The organism is Nocardia sp. CA-107356 (assembly GCF_050946365.1).
Taxonomy (GTDB): Bacteria; Actinomycetota; Actinomycetes; order Mycobacteriales; family Mycobacteriaceae; genus Nocardia.
Map to the genome: position 1 here is coordinate 8,824,604 of NZ_CP191992.1, position 20,911 is coordinate 8,845,514.

Genomic DNA, 20,911 nt, shown 5'->3' on the forward strand with positions numbered 1-20,911 from the left:
TCCCGACACCACCGAACCAGAATGTCGATAGCGTCCGATCAGCCCGCAGCGATCGTATGACACGCCTACTCACAGCAAGCGTCGACGAACCAGCCCGGATACCGGAATAACCGCTCGCGGCCGACCCACGCAAATGGCAGCATCGGCTGATGCCGCACTGGATCGATGTGCTCCCCCAGTTCCTGCTCGCCTGCCTCATTCTGGCCGCCCTGCCCGGCCCCGCGACCGCACTGTTCCTCCAACGCGCGGTGCGCGATGGTCGTGCGGCGGGCTTGGCCGCGGTGGCCGGGAACGAGATCGGCGTGTTCGGGTGGACGCTCGCCGGTGGCGCGGGTTTGTCGGTGCTGCTGGTCGCGAACCGGTTCATGAATACCGCGGTGCACGTGATCGGAGCGCTGGTGCTGATCTGGCTCGGCATACAGGCCTGGCGCGGCGCGCGCGGCGACGACGAATTCGGCAGCACGATGACCAAGATGCTGCCGACCGGCCGCACCCCCGGCTCGGCCTTCCGCGCCTCGCTCATCTCGATCGCCGCGAATCCGAAGGCGGCCGTCTTCGGCCTGACGATCATGCCGCAGTTCCTGCCGTCGACGGGCCCGGTGCTGCCGACCGTGCTGATTCTGGCGGCCATCCAGCTGGTCATCGATACGGCCTGGTGCGTCGGCATCGTGCTGGCGGCCGATCGGGCCGGGACCTGGCTGCGTCGAACCGGCATCCGCCAGCGGGTGGAACGCGCCCTCGGCGCCATCTTGGTCGCACTCGGCCTCGGACTGGCGGCCGACGCACGCTGATCCCGACCAACCGCCCCGCACCCGGTAGGTTGGTCGACGTGACCGGCCGCATCGCCATCGATGACACCGCCCCGTCCATCCCCGGCGGCCGCGCGGCCAAGGCAGTGGTTGGCGAGGTCTTTCCGGTGCGCACCGTGGTCTGGCGCGAGGGGCATGACGCCGTCTCCGCCACCCTCGCGGTGCGCGGTCCCGGATCGTCGCGGATCACCCGCATCCGCATGACGCCGGACTACGAGCCCGACGTCTTCAACGCCACCTTCGTCCCGAACCTGCCCGGCGCGTGGACCTACCGCATCGAGGGCTGGGGCGATCCGATCGCCACCTGGCGGGCGGCGGTGGAGGCGAAACTGGCCGTCGGGCAGAGCGCCGCCGATCTGGACAATGATCTCGAGTTCGGCGCGCGGCTATTCGAACGGGCCGCGCAGGCCGTACCGAAGAAGCAGTTCGACCGGTTGCGCGCGGCCGCGGCCGCACTGCGCAGTGATGAGCAGTTGCCCGCCCGCGTCGCGCCCGCGTTCGGCACCGAGGTCGCCGAGATCCTGCGCGCTACGCCATTGCGGGACATGGTCACTCGCGGCCCGCAGCACACCGTGCAAGCTGAACGTCAACGCGCGCTGTACGGCTCGTGGTACGAGTTCTTCCCGCGCTCGACCGGCGGCCGCGACGCCGAGGGCAACCCGATCCACGGCAGTTTCGTCACCGCCGCAAAGGAATTGCCGCGCATCGCTGGCATGGGTTTCGACGTGATCTATCTGCCGCCCATCCACCCGATCGGCGAGATCAACCGCAAAGGCCGCAACAACTCACTCGCCGCCGAGCCGGGTGACGTCGGCTCCCCGTGGGCGATCGGATCGAAGGACGGCGGACACGACGCGATCCATCCCGAACTCGGCACCACCGCCGACTTCACCGAATTCGTATCCACCGCAACCGAACTCGGCCTCGAAGTGGCCCTCGATCTGGCGCTGCAATGCGCACCGGATCACCCGTGGGTCAGCGCCCACCCGGAGTGGTTCACCACCCTCCCGGACGGCACCATCGCCTACGCCGAGAATCCTCCGAAGAAGTACCAGGACATCTATCCGGTCAACTTCGACAACGATCCGGACGGACTGTACGCGGAGGTCCTGCGCGTCGTGCGGCACTGGATCAGCTCGGGCGTCAAGATCTTCCGCGTCGACAACCCGCACACCAAGCCCGCCGACTTCTGGGAATGGCTGATCGCGACCGTCCGGCGCACCGATCCCGACGTGATCTTCCTGTCCGAGGCGTTCACTCGACCGGCCCGGCTCTATGGTCTGGCCCGACGCGGATTCAGCCAGTCCTATACCTACTTCACCTGGCGCGTGGCCAAATGGGAACTGACCGAATTCGGCAACGAACTGGCCGCCAAGGCCGATGAGGCCAGACCGAACCTATTCGTCAATACCCCTGACATCCTGCACGAGAGCCTGCAGCACGGCGGGCCCGGCATGTTCACGATCCGTGCGGTTCTGGCCGCCACCATGGCCCCGACCTGGGGCGTCTACTCCGGATTCGAGCTCTTCGAACATCAGGCGGTGCGCCCGGGCAGCGAGGAGTACCTGGATTCGGAGAAGTACGAACTGCGCCCGCGTCCGTTCGCCGAGGCGCTGGCACGCGGAGAATCGTTGGAGCCGTGGATCACTCGGCTCAACGAGATCCGCCGCGCGCATCCGGCGCTACAGCAGCTGCGGTGCATCCACTTCCACCACGTGGACAACGATGCGCTACTTGCCTATTCGAAGATCGATCCGGTCAGCGGCGATGCCGTGCTGGTCGTGGTGAACCTGAATCCCTATGGCGCCGAATGGGGCATGGTCTCGCTCGACCTGCCCGCGATCGGCCGCGAATGGCATGACCATCCGGTGGTGTTCGACGAGGTCAGCGGGGAGGAATACCACTGGGCGCAGACGAATTACGTGCGGCTGGATCCGGCGCGGGCGGTCGCCCACATCCTCACACTGCCCTCGGTATCCCAGCGGGCTCGCGCGGAACTGGCCTTCCGGAAGACCTTTCGATGAAGCGCCGGGATCTGATGCTGCTGGCGGCGGGCACGCACACCGACCCGCATACGGTGCTCGGCGCGCATCCGCATCCGGACGGCACCGTCGTGCGGGTGCTGCGCCCGCATGCCGATACGGCATTCGCCCGGGTCGGCGGTATCGATCACCCGCTGAAGCCATTGGGGCACGGCGTCTTCGCCGGTGTCGTACCGCATCCCGATCTGATGGACTACCGCGTCGTCACCAATTATCAAGGCGGGCAGACGATCATCAGTGCGGACGGCTACCGCTTCCTGCCCACCGTCGGCGAGCTCGACCTACACCTCATCGGCGAGGGCCGCCACGAACATCTCTGGGAAGTGCTCGGCGCGCACCCACGCCACTACACCACCCTCGACGGCGAGGTGGACGGCACCTCGTTCGCCGTCTGGGCACCGAATGCCCGCGGCGTCACCGTCATCGGGGATTTCGACGGGTGGAGCGGGAACACCGCGCCGATGCGGTCGCTGGGCTCCTCCGGAGTGTGGGAGGTTTTCGTGCCGGGCGTCGAGGTGGGCACGAAGTACAAATACCGGGTGCACGGCGCGGACGGCCGGACCGTCGATCATGCGGATCCGCTGGCCTTCGCGACCGAAATGCCGCCCGCCACCGCATCTGTCGTCACACAGAGCACCCACACCTGGACTGACGGCGAGTGGGTTGCCGCGCGCGAGCGCACCGACCCGACCCGCGCACCCATGAGCGTGTACGAGGTGCATCTCGGCTCGTGGCGGCCCGGCCTTGGCTATCGCGAATTGGCCAACCAGTTGGCCGATTACGTGCGCGGCACCGGATTCACCCATATCGAACTGCTGCCGATCGCCGAGCATCCCTTCGGCGGTTCCTGGGGCTATCAGGTCACCTCCTACTACGCGCCCACCGCCCGCTTCGGCTCCCCCGACGACTTCCGCGCCTTCGTCGACCGGATGCACACCGCTGGCGTCGGCGTGCTCCTCGACTGGGTGCCCGCCCACTTTCCCCGCGACGAATGGGCACTGGCCCGCTTCGACGGCACCGCGCTCTACGAGCACGCCGACCCGCGCCGAGGCGAGCAACTCGACTGGGGCACCTACATTTTCGACTTCGGCCGCGATGAAGTGCGCAACTTCCTGGTCGCCAATGCGCGGTACTGGATCGAGGAATTCCACATCGACGGACTGCGCGTCGACGCGGTCGCGTCCATGCTGTACCTGGATTACTCACGCGCCGAAGGAGATTGGGAACCCAATGTGCACGGCGGCCGGGAAAACCTGGAGGCCGTCGACTTCCTGCAGGACCTGAACGAAACCGTGCACCGATACCACCCCGGCGTCGTCACGATCGCCGAGGAATCCACCACCTGGCCCGGTGTCACTCGCGGCGCCGATGTCGGCGGTCTCGGCTTCACCATGAAGTGGAATATGGGCTGGATGCACGACACCCTCGGCTATCTGGGCCGCGACCCGATCCACCGCTCCTGGCACCACAACGAGATCACCTTTTCGCTGGTGTACGCGTGGAGTGAGAACTACGTACTACCCATCAGCCATGACGAGGTCGTGCACGGCAAGGGCACGCTCTGGACCAGAATGCCCGGCGACGACTTCACCAAGGCGGCGGGCGTGCGCGCACTGCTGGCCTACATGTGGTCGCATCCCGGTAAGCAACTGCTGTTCATGGGACAGGATTTCGGCCAGTTCCGGGAATGGTCGCACGACCGCGGCCTGGACTGGCATGAACTGGAAAACCCACTGCACCAGGGCATTACGACCGCCGTGCGGGATCTGAACGCGGTATACCGCGCCCATCCAGCACTATGGAGCCAGGACACCAGCCCTGGCGGCTACTCCTGGATCCAGGCCGACGACCGCGACCACAATGTGATCGCCTTCCTGCGCTACGGCTCCGACGGCTCGGTTATCGCCTGCGTCTTCAACTTCTCCGGCTCGGTCCACGTCGAATACCGCGTCGGCCTGCCGAGCACCGGCACCTGGCGCGAAATCCTCAATACCGACGCCGTCGAATACGGCGGCTCCGGCATCGGAAACCTCGGTGGCGTCAAGGCAACCGACGATCCCTGGCACGGCCGCCCCGCCTCCGCCACCATCGCCCTCGCGCCCAACACCGCCGTCTGGCTCACCCCCGAGCCCTAGCGCGCCAGCCGACAGACTTCTCGCCGCACACCTCGCACTTTTCATCCCACACCGTCCGATCGCACATGTGTTCACCGTGCGCGATGGCCAACAGCCGTGTGGGTGGCAACGGCTGGTCTGCTGATCGTCGATACGCCTTTTTCGTGACGACACTCGCACTCGTGCCTGTGTGGTCACGAAAAGGCGTATGGGGCCGCGAACAGCCGGGGTAGCGGCGATGAGTCGACTCGGTCCGTCCCCATTACTGCCCGCCTCGCGGGCGGCCCCTGGCCTGTCGCCCGGCGCTCAGTACAGCGCGGCGGCCAGCTTGCGACGGGCTGCGACGACGAAAGGCTCTGCCGGGTCGAACAATTCGAAGAGTTCGAGCAGGCGAGTGCGGGCCTTTGTGCGATCATCGCCCGCGGTCTTCTTGATCAGGGCGATCAACCGGTCGAACGAAGCATCCGGCTGCTGGTGCAGCATCTCCACGTCGGCGGCATCGAGGGCAGCGTCGACGTTGGCCGGATCGGCGTCCGCGGTGGCGATCGCGGAGTCCGGGATCGCCTGGGCGCGGGACAGGAAGCGCAACTGGCGCAGTGCGCTCTTTGCCTCCTCATTGCCCGGCTCGGCGGCGATGATGGCCTCATAGGCCGCTTCGGCACCGGCCATATCACCGCGCTCCAGCGCAGCCTCCGCGGCGGTGAAACGGGGGTCCTCGGCAGGCTGCGGCTCGGTGTCGCCGCCCTCGAGCTTGCCCGCGACAGCGTCGATGACCGCGCTGAGCCACTGCTTGACCTGGGGCTCCGGCTGAGCGCCCTGGAAGTCCGCGAGTGGCTGGCCGCCTGCCACAGCGATCACCGTCGGAATGCCCTGCACTCCGAACGCCTGGGCGATGCGCATATTGCTCTCGGCCTCGACGGTGGCCAGATCCCAGGCGCCGTCGCTCTCGGCGACCAGTCGCTCCAGCGTGTGCACCAGCTCGACGCTGCCCGGGCTGCGCTGCGAGTACAGCGCGACCACCACCGGCACCTGCATCGACCGGCGCAGCACCTTGACTTCGAACTCCGCCTCGGCGACGGCGTAATCGCCGCCCCCACCGCCCGAGGCACCGGCCGGGGGCTGCTTCAGGCTGGACAGATCCACCGCACCGGACATGGCGGCGGCAACGGCTGGCGAAGGGCGGCGTGCGGCAGGTCGAGTCACGGTCTCCAGTTTGTCACGGCGTGACCGACGCTGGGGCTCCGGTGTCGGCGGAAGTGACGTTGCTCAGCTCACCGAGCTGACCCGCGCGCACCGCCCACACCTCGAAGAGCACGGTGCAGAACGGCGGAATGCTCGACAGCAGCGCGAGAACCGTGGTCTTGGCATTCCAGGCCAGCTCACGGGCGGCGAGGATCGCGGTGATCACGAACAGGATGAAGATGATGCCGTGCGTCATCCCGAACACCTTGACCGGCCAGGTGACCGGTTCGGGCAGGCGCTTGAACACCATGCCGACGATCAGGAAGACCCAGGAGATCGCCTCCAGCACGGCGATGAAGCGGAACCGCTTGGCCACGGAGTCGAAGAAATTGCCCATGGCCACCATTGTGCCGGACTGCTACGACGGGTCGTAGTTGAACTGGTCACACCTCGACCCGCGGACCCCGTCGGCCCGGTATGCCGGGTCGACGGAGACGCGAACTAGACCTTGATGATCAGGGCGTCACCCTGACCGCCGCCACCGCAGAGGGCGGCCGCGCCGATACCGCCGCCGCGCCGCTTCAACTCCAGCGCCAGGTGCAGCAGGATGCGCGCACCCGACATACCGAGCGGGTGACCGATGGCGATCGCGCCACCGTTGACGTTCACCTTCTCCGGATCGATGCCCAGCTTGCGGGTCGAGGCGATACCGACCGCCGCGAACGCCTCGTTGATCTCGACCAGATCCAGCTCGGCAGGCGAAATGCCTTGGCGCGCACAGGCCTTGGCGATCGCGTTGGCGGGCTGATCCTGCAGGGTCGAGTCCGGGCCCGCGACAACGCCCGCGGCGCCGATCTCGGCGATCCAGCTCAGGCCGAGCGACTGCGCCTTCTCCTTGCTCATCACGACCACCGCGGCAGCACCGTCGGAGATCTGCGATGCGGTGCCCGCGGTAATGCTGCCGTCCTTACGGAAGGCCGGGCGCAGCTTGCCCAGCGATTCCGCGGTGGTGTCGGCGCGGATGCCCTCATCGGCGCTCACCAGGATCGGATCGCCCTTGCGCTGCGGTACCGCGACCGGAACCACCTCGTCATCGAAGACGCCGTTCTTCCACGCCGCCGCAGCACGCTGGTGCGAGGCCGCCGCGAACGCGTCCTGCACATCCCGGCTGACCGGCTCGATGTCGTTGCGCTGTTCGGTCAGCGCGCCCATCGGCTGGTCGGTGAAGATGTCGTGCAGGCCGTCGTAGGCCATGCTGTCGCGCATCGCCACATCGCCGTATTTGAAGCCCTCCCTGCTCTTTTCGAGCAGATGCGGGGCCTGGCTCATGGATTCCTGGCCACCGGCGACGACGATCTCGTACTCGCCGGCGCGGATCAGCTGGTCCGCGAGCGCGATCGCATTGATGCCGGAAAGGCACACCTTGTTCACCGTCAGCGCGGGCACATCCATCGGGATGCCAGCCGCGACCGCGGCCTGCCGGGCCGGGATCTGCCCCGCGCCCGCGGTGAGCACCTGACCCATGATCACGTAGTCGACCTGCTCCGGCGCGACGCCGCCCTTCTCCAGCGCCGCCTTGATGGCGAAACCGCCCAGGTCGGAACCGCTGAAGTCCTTCAGACCCCCGAGCAGCCGACCGACCGGGGTACGCGCACCGGAGACGATCACGGTTGTGGTCACGACGAGCCTCGCATTCATTGATCGGAACAGCGCCGCACACTGTGTGCTGCACGAACCCACGCGCGGCGGCAACCTTCGTACTCAACGGTAGCTTGTCCTGCTCGACCGACACTTAGCAGGTCCGCGCTACCTTCGAGTGGTGAGCAACGTTATGGACCCGTCGAACTTCATCCCCGGCGACTACGTCATCGCCGTCGATCACGTCGGCATCGCCGTGCCGGACCTGGATGCCGCAATCGCCTGGTATGCCGAGAATCTCGGCATGATCGAGACCCATCGCGAGGTCAACGAGGCGCAGGGCGTGCACGAGGCGATGCTGTCGTTGCCCGGCGCACCGGACGGCGCGACTGCTCTGCAGTTGCTGGCACCCCTGAACGCGGACTCGACTATCGCCAAGTTCATCGACCGCAGCGGGCCGGGACTGCAGCAACTCGCCTATCGGGTCACCGATATCGAGGCAGTCTCCAAGTATCTTCGTGATCGAGGTCTGCGTTTGCTGTATGACGGCCCGCGGCACGGAACCGCCGATTCCCGCATCAATTTCATTCACCCGAAGGATGCTGGCGGTGTGCTGATCGAGTTGGTCGAGCCGAATGCGAATGTTACGCACTAGTATCAAGATCGGGCCTGAAAAACTCTTCCGAATCACATTCGCGGTCGAGTCACCATGAGGTGCAAGTAGGCTGTAGTTTGTGTGCCATGTCGTCACCTGAGTCCGATCGCAATCGCTTCGTTGCACTGCCCTTCACCGTTGTGCGCAAGGGTTATGCGCAAGACGAGGTACGCAACTACTTCGACCGTTTCGATGCCGAGTTGAGAGTCACCGCCACAGATCGGGATGCCGCTGCGGCGCAAGCCCGTAACCTCGCCAGCCAGCTGGAGGATGCGCGGGACGAGATCGACGAACTCCGTAAGGAAGTCGATCGCCTTTCGGTTCCGCCAACAACTGCGGAGGGCATGTCCGACCGCATCTCTCGGATGCTGCGGCTGGCCTCCGACGAGGCTTCCGAGGTGCGCGCCCTGGCGCAGGCCGAGGCGGCGGAAATGGTGTCGATCGCCGAGCAGCAGGCCACCGAAATGCGTGGTAAGTACGAATCGCTGCTCGCCGAGACCAAGGAGAAGCGCGAGGCGCTCGAAATCGAATTCGAGCAGACCCTGGCGAATGCGCGTACCGAGTCCGCAAAGATCATCGAGGCCGCCCAGGCCGAGGCCGACCGTCTTGGCAAGGAAGCCGACGCCAAGCGCAAGGCGACCCAGCAGGACTTCGAGGCCACCATGGCAGAGCGTCGCACCAAGCTCACCCGCGCCATGGAGGAGCTCGAGGCCACCAGCCGTGCCGAGGCCGCTCAGCGGATCAAGGACGCGACCGACGAGTCCAACCGCCTTATCACCTCCGCCACTCAGACCTCCGAGCGCAAGATCGCGCACGCGAAGGAACTCGCCGAGGAGATGCGCGTGCTGCGCGGCCGGGTACTCGCCCAGCTGCTCGGAATCCGCGGCCAGCTCGACTCGGTGCCCGCCATGCTCGCCGCGGTCAACCGGGAAAGCGAACTGCTGGACGGTGTTCCGGACCAGCGCAAGTCGATCGGCGGCGGCGCCAAGTCGGTCACCGGCGGTCCGCGCAAGGCGATCCCCGAGGTTTCGGCCGACCAAGACGACATCGACGCCGACGAGCGCGAGAACGCCGAAATCACCAACTGAGACCGGCGGGCTGAGCGGCGACAAACGCAACACCCCAACCGAATCCACACCGAAGGCCGTCCCGGAACCGGGGCGGCCTTCCTGATGTGCGGGTAGCCCGGACATTGGCAATCGGCGGAACATAGAGCGGCCCAGCGACATTCAGCCCAACCGAGACATCCAATGCCCTCGCAGCATTCGGTCCACGCCACCCATACCTGCCCCGGAGATCCTCAGCGCCAACGGTATCCGCGAAACCCGCACTTCTTCCTGAGCACCCCGAGGCTATTCACGACCAGCGGCGCGTAATCCGTCGTGTCCGACGACCGTTCCAGCAGCCGCGATGCCAGTGCCTGCGGTCGTCCTCGCCATCCTCGACCGCCCAAGCGACGATATGTGCAACGCCGGGCGGAATTTCGTGATCGCAGCCCGGGCAGCGATAGGTTTTGATCGCCCGACTCCCCGGGATGGCCCGCACGACGTACATCTCGTCACTATCCGGCCCGGCCTCCCGCTGACCGAATACATCGCCGATCGGCGAGCCGCCCTGCTGCGAGCGGCCCGCCTGGCGGTCCATCCGCGGTTTCCGTCGGGGCATGCCATCAGCCTAGGTGGCGACGCACCCCCCGCCGCCCCGAGGCCCAGCCATCTAGGCGAGTCAAATGGTTCGCCCAGTGGGGCCCGAGCAGCGACCATTCGACTCGCCTCGGCGGTCTCGTTGAGCGCGAGGTGGAAAAGGGGGCTAGAAGAGGCGGAATTCGTTGCTCTCCGTGCCGCGTAGCGCGTCGTAATCGAGGGTCAGGCAGCGGATGCCGCGGTCCTCGGCGAGAGTGCGGGCCTGCGGCTTGATCTGTTGGGCGGCGAAGACGCCCGCCACTGGCGCGAGCAGCGGATCGCGGTTCAGCAGTTCGAGGTAGCGGGTGAGTTGTTCGACGCCGTCGATCTCGCCGCGACGCTTGATCTCGACGGCCACGGTAGCGCCGTCGGCATCGCGGCAGAGCAGGTCCACCGGGCCGATGGCGGTCATGTATTCGCGACGGACCAGCGTATAGCCGGGGCCGAGGGTCTGCACATGCTCGGCGAGAAGTTCTTGAAGATGGGCCTCCACACCATCTTTCACCAAACCCGGGTCGACCCCCAGCTCATGTGAGGAGTCGTGCTCGATGTCCTCGATGGTGATGCGCAGTTCCTCACCCGCCTTATTGGTGACCACCCAGAAGGCCTTCGCACCCTCCGGTACCGCGTCACCATCGCGCTCCGCCAACCAGCACGGTGGGCTCATCCAGTTGAGCGGCTTATACGAGCCACCGTCGGAATGCACGAGAACCGAACCGTCCGCTTTGATCAGCAGCAATCGGCGGGCCATCGCGAGATGGGCGGTGAGTCGCCCTACGTAGTCGACCTGACAGCGAGCAATCACTAGGCGCACCCAAGCACTGTAGGCGAGTGCCCGGTCCCGCCCGGCGTCAGCCCTGTCGCATCGGACTGTCAGCCCATGAGCAAGATGGCCGCGAGGATCGCGCTCACGGCGAGCAGGCCGGATTCAACCCTGGTGAGCCTGCGGGTCGACGCCGCCTTGGCCCGGATCATGCCGAAACCGACGGCGGTACCGATGCAGAAGGCGACCAGGTGACCGACATTGGTGAAGGTCTGTTCGATCAGCACGCCCTCGGCGGCAACGATGAACCACACAGTGGACCAGGCGATTCGCCAGCGATGCGGGATGGCGACGACGATCGCGCCGATCAAGGCCATAGCGCCGTAGCTGACGCCGACATCCTGGGCCCAGCGGATACTCGCGGGCAGCCAGTCGGCCTCGATGGCGATCCATAGGCCGAAGGCGACCAAGAGCGTGGCTCCGATATGTCCGGCCAGGAAGACACGCACCATATGCACCGCGCCGAACCGCAGCTCCGCAAGGGCCAGCAGACAACCGAGCAACGGAATCAGCACCCAGGCGGCACTGACATCACCGATTACCAGGGCGCTCGAGAAAATGGTGCCGACCCGGCCGTTCAGCAGATTGTGCAGGTTCGTGCTCGCATGCAGCACCATCCGCGTTTGAGCGGAATCGCTCATTGCCGAGAAGGCCACAGTGACAGCGACAAGGGCCGCCAGATATCCGAACGTCGCCGGGACTCTCAGCTGCCACCAGCGTGAGCCGAGCGGTCTGAGCGGATCAACCGGCGCGCGGTCAGCGGTTGTCGTCGCTGCGACCATCAACACCTCCATCTGCGTCGACGCTCTCCTGCCCAGAGGATGCCCACGTCGACTACTAACTTCTGTCATTCTCCATGATGCGCGATCGAGCCCCGCACAGTCTGACTATTCCCTGTGAGATTGCTACGAAACATCGTGCCGCACAACGAGAACAGGCAATGTTTACGCAAAAAGGCCCCCAACTGTTGTTGGGGGCCTTTCGCAAGGATGTTCCGGCGGTGTCCTACTCTCCCACACCCTGTCGAGTGCAGTACCATCGGCGCTGGTGGCCTTAGCTTCCGGGTTCGGAATGGGACCGGGCGTTTCCCCACCGCTATAGCCGCCGTAACTCTATGAAACTATCCACACCGACAGCGCAACAACCCGAAACAAGAGATTCTGGAATCCCCTTCTCCCGGATTGTGTGCCGCAGTGTCTGTGTGTTGTTTCAGATACCGCACAGTGGACGCGTAGCTTCTTTGTTGGTAAGTCCTCGGCCGATTAGTACCAGTCACCTACACCCGTTACCGGGCTTCCAGTTCTGGCCTATCAACCCCATGGTCTGTGGGGGGCCTTAACCACTCGAAGTGGTGAGAAACCTCATCTTGGAACAGGCTTCCCGCTTAGATGCTTTCAGCGGTTATCCCTTCCGAACGTAGCTAACCAGCAGTGCCCTTGGCAGGACAACTGGCACACCAGAGGTTCGTCCGTCCCGGTCCTCTCGTACTAGGGACAGCCTTCCTCAAGTTTCTGACGCGCGCGGCGGATAGAGACCGAACTGTCTCACGACGTTCTAAACCCAGCTCGCGTGCCGCTTTAATGGGCGAACAGCCCAACCCTTGGGACCTACTCCAGCCCCAGGATGCGACGAGCCGACATCGAGGTGCCAAACCATCCCGTCGATATGGACTCTTGGGGAAGATCAGCCTGTTATCCCCGGGGTACCTTTTATCCGTTGAGCGACACCGCTTCCACTTGCCGGTGCCGGATCACTAGTCCCGACTTTCGTCCCTGCTCGAGCTGTCACTCTCACAGTCAAGCTCCCTTGTGCACTTGCACTCGACACCTGATTGCCAACCAGGCTGAGGGAACCTTTGGGCGCCTCCGTTACATTTTAGGAGGCAACCGCCCCAGTTAAACTACCCACCAGGCACTGTCCCTGAACCAGATCATGGTCCGAGGTTAGAAGTCCAATACGATCAGAGTGGTATTTCAACGATGACTCCACACACACTGGCGTGCATGCTTCACAGTCTCCCACCTATCCTACACAAACCGTACCGAACACCAATACCAAGCTATAGTGAAGGTCCCGGGGTCTTTTCGTCCTGCCGCGCGTAACGAGCATCTTTACTCGTAATGCAATTTCGCCGAGTCTGTGGTTGAGACAGCAGAGAAGTCGTTACGCCATTCGTGCAGGTCGGAACTTACCCGACAAGGAATTTCGCTACCTTAGGATGGTTATAGTTACCACCGCCGTTTACCGGGGCTTAAATTCTCAGCTTCGCGCCGAAGCGCTAACCGGTCCTCTTAACCTTCCGGCACCGGGCAGGCGTCAGTCCGTATACATCGTCTTACGACTTCGCACGGACCTGTGTTTTTAGTAAACAGTCGCTTCTCTCTGGTCTCTGCGACCCAACCCAGCTCCGAGAGTAAATCTCATCACCAGACCGGGTCCCCCTTCTCCCGAAGTTACGGGGGCATTTTGCCGAGTTCCTTAACCACAGTTCTCTCGATCGCCTTAGTATTCTCTACCTGACCACCTGTGTCGGTTTGGGGTACGGGCCGTGTACCAACTCACTAGAGGCTTTTCTCGGCAGCATAGGATCACTGAATTCACCTCAATCGGCTACGCATCACCTCTCAGGCTTAATGTTGTGCGGATTTACCTACACAACGCCCTACAGGCTTACACCAGTACAACCACTGACTGGCCCAGCTACCTTCCTGCGTCACCCCATCGCTTGACTACTACAGCAAGGGTCGTATGCAGCCACTTCTCTTCACCCGAAGGTGATAGGTCCGCTTTTGGATACTTAGCACCACTGATTCGCCATTGGGCGCGGATACACGGGTACGGGAATATCAACCCGTTGTCCATCGACTACGCCTGTCGGCCTCGCCTTAGGTCCCGACTCACCCTGGGCGGATTAACCTGGCCCAGGAACCCTTGGTCATTCGGCGGACGAGTTTCTCACTCGTCTTTCGCTACTCATGCCTGCATTCTCACTCCCACAGCCTCCACAACTGGATCACTCCGCTGCTTCCATGGCTGTAGGACGCTCCCCTACCCACCCGAACCACTGCACCCCGACCCGTAGATCAAGGCGGATGTATTGTTCGAGTGCCGCGGCTTCGGCGGTGTACTTGAGCCCCGCTACATTGTCGGCGCAGAATCACTTGACCAGTGAGCTATTACGCACTCTTTCAAGGGTGGCTGCTTCTAAGCCAACCTCCTGGTTGTCTTCGCGACTCCACATCCTTTTCCACTTAGTACACGCTTAGGGGCCTTAGCCGGCGATCTGGGCTGTTTCCCTCTCGACTACGAAGCTTATCCCCCGCAGTCTCACTGCCACGCTCTCACACACCGGCATTCGGAGTTTGGCTGATTTCGGTAAGCTTGTAGGCCCCCTAGACCATCCAGTAGCTCTACCTCCGGTGTGAAACACGTGACGCTGCACCTAAATGCATTTCGGGGAGAACCAGCTATCACGGAGTTTGATTGGCCTTTCACCCCTACCCACAGCTCATCCCCTCAGTTTTCAACCTAAGTGGGTTCGGGCCTCCACGACGTCTTACCGTCGCTTCACCCTGGCCATGGGTAGATCACTCCGCTTCGGGTCTAGAACATGCGACTCAAACGCCCTATTCGGACTCGCTTTCGCTACGGCTACCCCACACGGGTTAACCTCGCCACATGCCACTAACTCGCAGGCTCATTCTTCAAAAGGCACGCCATCACCCACCAGTCCAAAGACTGCGCAGGCCCTGACGGATTGTAAGCGCACGGTTTCAGGTACTATTTCACTCCCCTCCCGGGGTACTTTTCACCTTTCCCTCACGGTACTAGTCCGCTATCGGTCACCAGGGAGTATTCAGGCTTACCGGGTGGTCCCGGCAGATTCACAGCAGATTTCACGGGCCCGCTGCTACTCGGGCACCCACTACAACAGAGAACATGTTTTCACCTACCGGGCTATCACCGTCTACGGCGGGCCGTTCCAGACCACTTCGACTAACACGAACTTTTCTGACTGTTGCTCGACTCGGCAGAATCGAGAAAGTGAGCCCCACTACCCCAGCTAGACAACAACTGCCGTCTATCACATCTAACTGGTTTAGCCTCATCCGCTTTCGCTCGCCACTACTCACGGAATCACTATTGTTTTCTCTTCCTGTGGGTACTGAGATGTTTCACTTCCCCACGTTCCCTCCACACACCCTATATATTCAGATGCGGGTAACACGACATCACTCGTGCTGGGTTTCCCCATTCGGAAATCCTCGGATCTCAGCTCGGTTGACAGCTCCCCGAGGCTTATCGCAGCCTCCTACGTCCTTCATCGGCTCCTGGTGCCAAGGCATCCACCGTACGCTCTTAAACACTTACTAACAAAGATGCTCGCGTCCACTGTGCAGTTCTCAAACAACACACCCGAAAGAATCCAATTCCGACACCAGCACCCCAGCACAAAAACTGAAGTCGGTATGATCGAGAACCCGATCGGATCGTTATCTTGCCTGGAAAGAACGCCTGTTCTTTCAGGACCCAACAGTGTGTCGATATATTCACCCGCCAACCCGCCATGAAACGGATCGTTACGCGAGAAAAGCTTGTCAGCGTTCCACCCATGAGCGTCCGCAGTCCCACATACGGGAACTAAACGGTCTCTGGCATCAACGTTTACCATCCCCGACTCTTCGGGGTGCGATGCAGAAGTGCTCCTTAGAAAGGAGGTGATCCAGCCGCACCTTCCGGTACGGCTACCTTGTTACGACTTCGTCCCAATCGCCAATCCCACCTTCGACGGCTCCCTCCACAAGGGTTAGGCCACCGGCTTCGGGTGTTACCGACTTTCATGACGTGACGGGCGGTGTGTACAAGGCCCGGGAACGTATTCACCGCAGCGTTGCTGATCTGCGATTACTAGCGACTCCAACTTCACGGGGTCGAGTTGCAGACCCCGATCCGAACTGAGACCGGCTTTAAGGGATTCGCTCCACCTCACGGTATCGCAGCCCTCTGTACCGGCCATTGTAGCATGTGTGAAGCCCTGGACATAAGGGGCATGATGACTTGACGTCGTCCCCACCTTCCTCCGAGTTGACCCCGGCAGTCTCTCACGAGTCCCCGCCATTACGCGCTGGCAACATAAGATAAGGGTTGCGCTCGTTGCGGGACTTAACCCAACATCTCACGACACGAGCTGACGACAGCCATGCACCACCTGTACACCGACCACAAGGGGGCCTACATCTCTGCAGGTTTCCGGTGTATGTCAAACCCAGGTAAGGTTCTTCGCGTTGCATCGAATTAATCCACATGCTCCGCCGCTTGTGCGGGCCCCCGTCAATTCCTTTGAGTTTTAGCCTTGCGGCCGTACTCCCCAGGCGGGGTACTTAATGCGTTAGCTACGGCACGGATCCCGTGGAAGGAAACCCACACCTAGTACCCACCGTTTACGGCGTGGACTACCAGGGTATCTAATCCTGTTCGCTACCCACGCTTTCGCTTCTCAGCGTCAGTTACTTCCCAGAGACCCGCCTTCGCCACCGGTGTTCCTCCTGATATCTGCGCATTTCACCGCTACACCAGGAATTCCAGTCTCCCCTGAAGTACTCTAGTCCGCCCGTATCGACCGCAAGCTCGCAGTTGAGCTGCAAGTTTTCACGATCGACGCGACGAACCGCCTACAAGCTCTTTACGCCCAGTAATTCCGGACAACGCTCGCACCCTACGTATTACCGCGGCTGCTGGCACGTAGTTGGCCGGTGCTTCTTCTACAGGTACCGTCACTCACGCTTCGTCCCTGTCGAAAGAGGTTTACAACCCGAAGGCCGTCATCCCTCACGCGGCGTCGCTGCATCAGGCTTCCGCCCATTGTGCAATATTCCCCACTGCTGCCTCCCGTAGGAGTCTGGGCCGTGTCTCAGTCCCAGTGTGGCCGGTCACCCTCTCAGGTCGGCTACCCGTCGTCGCCTTGGTAGGCCATTACCCCACCAACAAGCTGATAGGCCGCGGGCCCATCCTGCACCGATAAATCTTTCCACCACAAGACATGCATCCCATGGTCATATCCGGTATTAGACCCAGTTTCCCAGGCTTATCCCGAAGTGCAGGGCAGATCACCCACGTGTTACTCACCCGTTCGCCGCTCGTGTACCCCGAAGGGCCTTACCGCTCGACTTGCATGTGTTAAGCACGCCGCCAGCGTTCGTCCTGAGCCAGGATCAAACTCTCCGTTGAAGACTCTTGAAACAACCCCAAAAGGGCGAATCAGAAGAATTAACCAGAGTCCGAAAACCTTGGCAAAACAAAACGCCAACAAAAGTATTTGCTGACTAAATGTCCGACCCACCCAAACGGGGGTTTGAGGAGCCGGAACCAATAAAAAATTGGCACTGACATTCATCGACACACTATTGAGTTCTCAAAGAACACACGCACAAACCATCTCGCGGGTTTCACCCCGGTCGATCGGTGAGGCAACTTATCAAGCTTAGCTCAGTCGGGAACCCGAATCAAAATCGGGGTCTCGTTCGAGCTAGTGTGATCGTCAGGCGCTCTACGTCCTACCTCGTTTCCCTGGTCCTTGGCTCAGCCTTTCGGCTCAGCGCGTCGGCCCCGGGTCGGTGTCCGTGTCGCTCTGACTCGAATAAAGTTACGTGTCGACGTGCACGATGTCAAATCGCCTGGTCAGAAACGGTTTCCAACGAAACGTAATCGTCGTCTGTCGTTCACATGATCAATCCGCGGCGCCGACCCGCTCGACTTGACCACCCAACGCCTGCAGCTGCTCGACGAAATTCGGGTAACCGCGATCGATGTGGAAGACGTCGTGCACCTCGGTGGTGCCGTCGGCAACCAGACCAGCCAGTACCAATCCGGCGCCCGCCCGAATATCCGACGACCACACCGGCGCACTCGACAGTCGCGGAATTCCGCGTACCACCGCGTGATGTCCATCGGTTCGCGCGTCGGCGCCCAGCCGGATCATCTCCTCCACGAAACGGAAGCGCGCCTCGAAGACGTTCTCGGTAATCATCGAGGTGCCGTCGGCAATCGCCGCGAGACCGATGGCCATCGGCTGCAGATCGGTCGGGAATCCGGGAAAGGGCAGCGTCGAGAAGTTGACCGCGCGCGGCCGATCGGCCTGGATCACCCGGAAACCGTCCGGTTCAAACGAGATACGCGCACCGGCCGAGCGCAGCTTGTCCAGCACGAGGGACAGATGCTTGGGATTCACCCCGGTAACGCGGACATCGCCCATGGTCATCGCCGCGGCGATTCCCCACGTCGCCGCCACGATCCGATCACCGATCACCCGGTGCGTCGTTGGCTCGAGACGCTCGACACCCTGGATGGTGAGCACCGATGTACCCGCTCCACTGATCCGCGCACCCATCCGCACGAGCATGTTGCAGAGATCGACGATGTCGGGTTCGCGGGCGGCGTTATCGATAACCGTCTCCCCCTCGGCGAGCACGGCCGCCATGAGGATGTTCTCGGTCGCCCCCACCGAAGGGAAGTCCAGCCGGATCCGCGCGCCCTGCAGTTCGTCCGCGCGCGCGACCACACAACCGTGTTCGATTTCGCTGGTCGCGCCGAGCAGCCGCAGACCGGCCTGATGCATATCCAACGGACGCGAACCGATCGCGTCACCGCCGGGCAGCGCGACAACCGCCCGCTTGCACCGGGCCATCAGCGGACCGAGTACACAGACCGACGCGCGGAACTGCGTCACCGCGGGAAAGTCCGCGTGGTACTTCGGCTCTGCGGGCGTGTTGATCGTGACGACCGAACCATCGATCGCGACATCGCAGCCGAGGCCGCGCAGCACATCACCCATCAACGGCACATCGAGGATGTCCGGGCAGTTCGTAATGGTGGTCGTGCCCTCGGCCAGCAAGGCAGCCGCCATCAACTTGAGGACGCTGTTCTTCGCACCCCCGACCGCAACCTCACCGACGAGTCGATTCCCGCCAGTAACCAAAAACCGTTCCATGCCGCCTCTCCGCGTATTCGGCGCACTGTTGGTGCAAAGGATAGTTGCGTTGCGGGCCGCTGGTGGCGGTGCCGGGGTTATCTCCAGGTAGCTGGTCGAACTTCCCGAGTGTCCAGCAACTTTTTGTCAGCGTGTTGGCGCCGGACGATCGGTCGCGGGCCATGTCCCTGGCCTACCGAAGAAGTTACCCACGTCCATACCAGATCAGTCGTGCGGGATTCGGATGATGAATTCTCGTCAGTCGTTCAGTCCGACGACTGTTCCCCACCAGGCTTCCACAGCACATCGCCGCCCGGGTTGGCGACTCGACTGAGGATGAACAGCAAGTCGGAGAGGCGGTTCAAGTACTTCGCCGGAAGGATATTCGTATCGTCCGGATGCGCATCGATCGCGGCCCAGGCAGAACGCTCCGCACGTCGTGCCACCGTACGTGCGGTGTGCAGCAGGGCGGCCAATGGTGTGCCGCCGGGCAGAATGAACGAATTCAGTACTGGCAGTTCGGCATTGAACTCATCACACCAGGCTTCGAGGCGGTCGATATAGGGCTGGGTGATGCGAAGCGGCGGATACTGGGGCTCCGCGACCACCGGGGTCGACAGATCCGCACCCGCGTCGAACAGATCGTTCTGCACCTGACGCAGCACCTTCAGCAACTCGGTTGCGGGTTCACCGAGCGCGACCACCACGCCGATGGCGGCGTTCGTCTCGTCACAGTCCGCATAGGCGACCAACCGCGGATCCGTCTTGGCCACCCGGGAAAAGTCGCTGAGACCCGTCGTCCCATCGTCGCCGGTCCGCGTGTAGATCCGCGTCAGGTGCACACTCACATGCCCACCCTAGCGTTGCGAGCACGCTCGCGTTCCCAGCTAGAGGCCGGGCATGCGACGGGTGCGATCCGATGGCCGGGATTCGACCCAGGACAGGAACGCCGCCAGTGAGCCGCGGTCCAGGGCCAGTTCGTAATTGCCGTCATTATCCGAGACCGCGGTCACCGCGATCTCGTCGGTCATGATGTCGTATTCGTCGCCGCGGGGGCCGCGCCGATCACCGATCTCGATGCCCTGGCGTCGAATGGTGGAGTCGGGGCCCAGTTTGAGGCTGGAGAGTTTGTAGAAGACGAGGCGATCCTCGTCGTAGCGGATCAGGCCGTGCCGCCAGCCCTGGCCGCCGCGCGCGGGCAACACGCGCAGGATCGCGGCGGTTCCGCCGCGGCGCAACATGATCAGCCGATAGGTCGAGGCCAGCGCCAAGAGAACGAGCGTGAGCACCAGAATGATCAGGAGAACCATCCCGGTCTGCAATGCCGTTCGTCCCTTCGTTCCGCCGCCGTGTCGACGACACGGTATTCGATTGGCGGTATTCGCAAGCCCTCCGTGCGGGTACACCTTGCCGAGTGCCGCGTCGACGGCCCCCGAAGTGGTGTACCCGTGGCTTCCGCCTCCGGGCCTGATGCTCACACCGCGTTCGGTCATTCAACCACGGCCCCGAGTTTACAAATGGCCGGGCCTTGTCTTTGAAAGATCGGGCCCGAAAACACCACTGTCGGCGGCGAAGACAACCTTCACCGCCGACAGTGGCGTACGCAATCTCGATGCGGTGCTTACGCGTTCGCGTTTGCCTCGACCGCGCGCACCTGGCCCTCGGCCGCCACCTTCTGTTCCTCGGTGGCGTCGGCGTCGGCCAGCACCCGACGGGCCGCCTCGACGTCGATCTCGTCGGCGAACTCCGCGGACTCGGCCAGCACCCGGACCGAGGTCGCGGTGACCGAGAAGAACCCGCCGTGCACCGCCGCGGTGATCCGCTCACCCTCGGTGGGCACGATGCTCACGATGCCGCCCTCGACCAGCTGGCCGAGCAGCGGCTCATGGCCCGCCAAGATGCCGATCTGGCCCTCGGTGGTCTGCGCGCTGACGAACGTCGCCTGGCCGGACCAGAGCAGACGCTCGACGGCGACGAGATCAACTGACATCTCCGACATG

15 protein-coding genes and 3 rRNA genes are annotated in these 20,911 nt (G+C 63.0%); 5 read left to right on the forward strand and 13 right to left on the reverse strand.

The window, feature by feature from the left end:
* The first annotated feature begins 149 nt into the window (after positions 1-149).
* The 3 genes from ACQP1G_RS39900 to glgB are packed head-to-tail and all read left to right on the forward strand — an operon-like array spanning position 150 to position 4,986.
* A complete protein-coding gene (locus ACQP1G_RS39900) occupies positions 150-791 on the forward strand; it encodes a LysE family translocator (RefSeq protein WP_433194932.1) in 642 nt (213 codons plus the stop codon).
* Between the two features lie 38 nt (positions 792-829).
* Positions 830-2,833: a maltotransferase domain-containing protein gene (locus ACQP1G_RS39905; RefSeq protein ID WP_433194934.1), complete on the forward strand. Its 2,004-nt coding sequence runs from the start codon at positions 830-832 to the stop codon at positions 2,831-2,833.
* The gene (gene glgB, locus ACQP1G_RS39910) at positions 2,830-4,986 is read left to right on the forward strand and encodes a 1,4-alpha-glucan branching protein GlgB (protein WP_433194936.1); all 2,157 of its coding nucleotides are present in this window, start codon (positions 2,830-2,832) and stop codon (positions 4,984-4,986) included. Before ACQP1G_RS39905 ends, glgB begins: the two co-directional genes overlap by 4 nt.
* A gap of 285 nt (positions 4,987-5,271) precedes the next feature.
* Here the strand turns inward: glgB and ACQP1G_RS39915 are convergent, their stop codons facing one another.
* From ACQP1G_RS39915 to ACQP1G_RS39925, 3 genes are all read right to left on the reverse strand, one after another.
* Positions 5,272-6,120 (reverse strand): tetratricopeptide repeat protein, encoded by an 849-nt coding sequence (locus tag ACQP1G_RS39915; protein WP_433209216.1) that lies wholly within the window; start codon positions 6,118-6,120, stop codon positions 5,272-5,274.
* Between the two features lie 61 nt (positions 6,121-6,181).
* Positions 6,182-6,544: a DUF3817 domain-containing protein gene (locus ACQP1G_RS39920; RefSeq protein WP_433194938.1), complete on the reverse strand. Its 363-nt coding sequence runs from the start codon at positions 6,542-6,544 to the stop codon at positions 6,182-6,184.
* A 104-nt stretch (positions 6,545-6,648) separates the two neighbouring features.
* Positions 6,649-7,827: an acetyl-CoA C-acetyltransferase gene (locus ACQP1G_RS39925; RefSeq protein ID WP_433194940.1), complete on the reverse strand. Its 1,179-nt coding sequence runs from the start codon at positions 7,825-7,827 to the stop codon at positions 6,649-6,651.
* A gap of 151 nt (positions 7,828-7,978) precedes the next feature.
* Here ACQP1G_RS39925 and mce point away from each other — a divergent pair, with 151 nt between their 5' ends.
* Both mce and ACQP1G_RS39935 read left to right on the forward strand, forming a co-directional pair.
* Positions 7,979-8,440, forward strand: coding sequence for a methylmalonyl-CoA epimerase (mce, locus tag ACQP1G_RS39930; RefSeq protein ID WP_433209219.1), 462 nt, complete (start codon positions 7,979-7,981; stop codon positions 8,438-8,440).
* A gap of 86 nt (positions 8,441-8,526) precedes the next feature.
* Positions 8,527-9,528 carry a hypothetical protein gene (locus ACQP1G_RS39935; protein WP_433194942.1) on the forward strand — a complete coding sequence of 334 codons (1,002 nt, stop codon included), beginning with the start codon at positions 8,527-8,529 and terminating at the stop codon, positions 9,526-9,528.
* Between the two features lie 268 nt (positions 9,529-9,796).
* On the opposite strand, the gene ACQP1G_RS39940 is transcribed toward ACQP1G_RS39935, so the two are convergent.
* The 10 genes from ACQP1G_RS39940 to ACQP1G_RS39985 form a co-directional block, all read right to left on the reverse strand.
* Entirely contained in the window at positions 9,797-10,105 is a 309-nt protein-coding gene (locus ACQP1G_RS39940; protein ID WP_433194944.1) for an ATP/GTP-binding protein, read from the reverse strand.
* A 144-nt stretch (positions 10,106-10,249) separates the two neighbouring features.
* Complete coding sequence (gene nucS / locus ACQP1G_RS39945; protein WP_433194946.1) at positions 10,250-10,936, reverse strand: endonuclease NucS; 687 nt, start codon at positions 10,934-10,936, stop codon at positions 10,250-10,252.
* Positions 10,937-10,995: 59 nt separating this feature from the next.
* Complete coding sequence (locus tag ACQP1G_RS39950; RefSeq protein WP_433194948.1) at positions 10,996-11,739, reverse strand: rhomboid-like protein; 744 nt, start codon at positions 11,737-11,739, stop codon at positions 10,996-10,998.
* A gap of 198 nt (positions 11,740-11,937) precedes the next feature.
* Positions 11,938-12,054: ribosomal RNA gene (gene rrf / locus ACQP1G_RS39955) — 5S ribosomal RNA — on the reverse strand.
* A gap of 133 nt (positions 12,055-12,187) precedes the next feature.
* A 23S ribosomal RNA gene (locus tag ACQP1G_RS39960) occupies positions 12,188-15,318 on the reverse strand.
* 338 nt (positions 15,319-15,656) lie between these two features.
* Positions 15,657-17,173, reverse strand: a 16S ribosomal RNA gene (locus ACQP1G_RS39965).
* The 16S, 23S and 5S rRNA genes sit together here, the layout of an rRNA operon.
* Positions 17,174-17,672: 499 nt before the next feature.
* Positions 17,673-18,932: a UDP-N-acetylglucosamine 1-carboxyvinyltransferase gene (murA, locus tag ACQP1G_RS39970; protein ID WP_433194950.1), complete on the reverse strand. Its 1,260-nt coding sequence runs from the start codon at positions 18,930-18,932 to the stop codon at positions 17,673-17,675.
* 245 nt (positions 18,933-19,177) lie between these two features.
* Complete coding sequence (locus ACQP1G_RS39975; RefSeq protein WP_433194952.1) at positions 19,178-19,759, reverse strand: cob(I)yrinic acid a,c-diamide adenosyltransferase; 582 nt, start codon at positions 19,757-19,759, stop codon at positions 19,178-19,180.
* 39 nt (positions 19,760-19,798) lie between these two features.
* Positions 19,799-20,221: a DUF2550 domain-containing protein gene (locus ACQP1G_RS39980; protein WP_433194954.1), complete on the reverse strand. Its 423-nt coding sequence runs from the start codon at positions 20,219-20,221 to the stop codon at positions 19,799-19,801.
* 311 nt (positions 20,222-20,532) lie between these two features.
* Positions 20,533-20,910, reverse strand: a complete 378-nt coding sequence (locus ACQP1G_RS39985) for a F0F1 ATP synthase subunit epsilon (RefSeq protein WP_433194956.1) — start codon at positions 20,908-20,910, stop codon at positions 20,533-20,535.
* Position 20,911 lies beyond the last annotated feature (1 nt).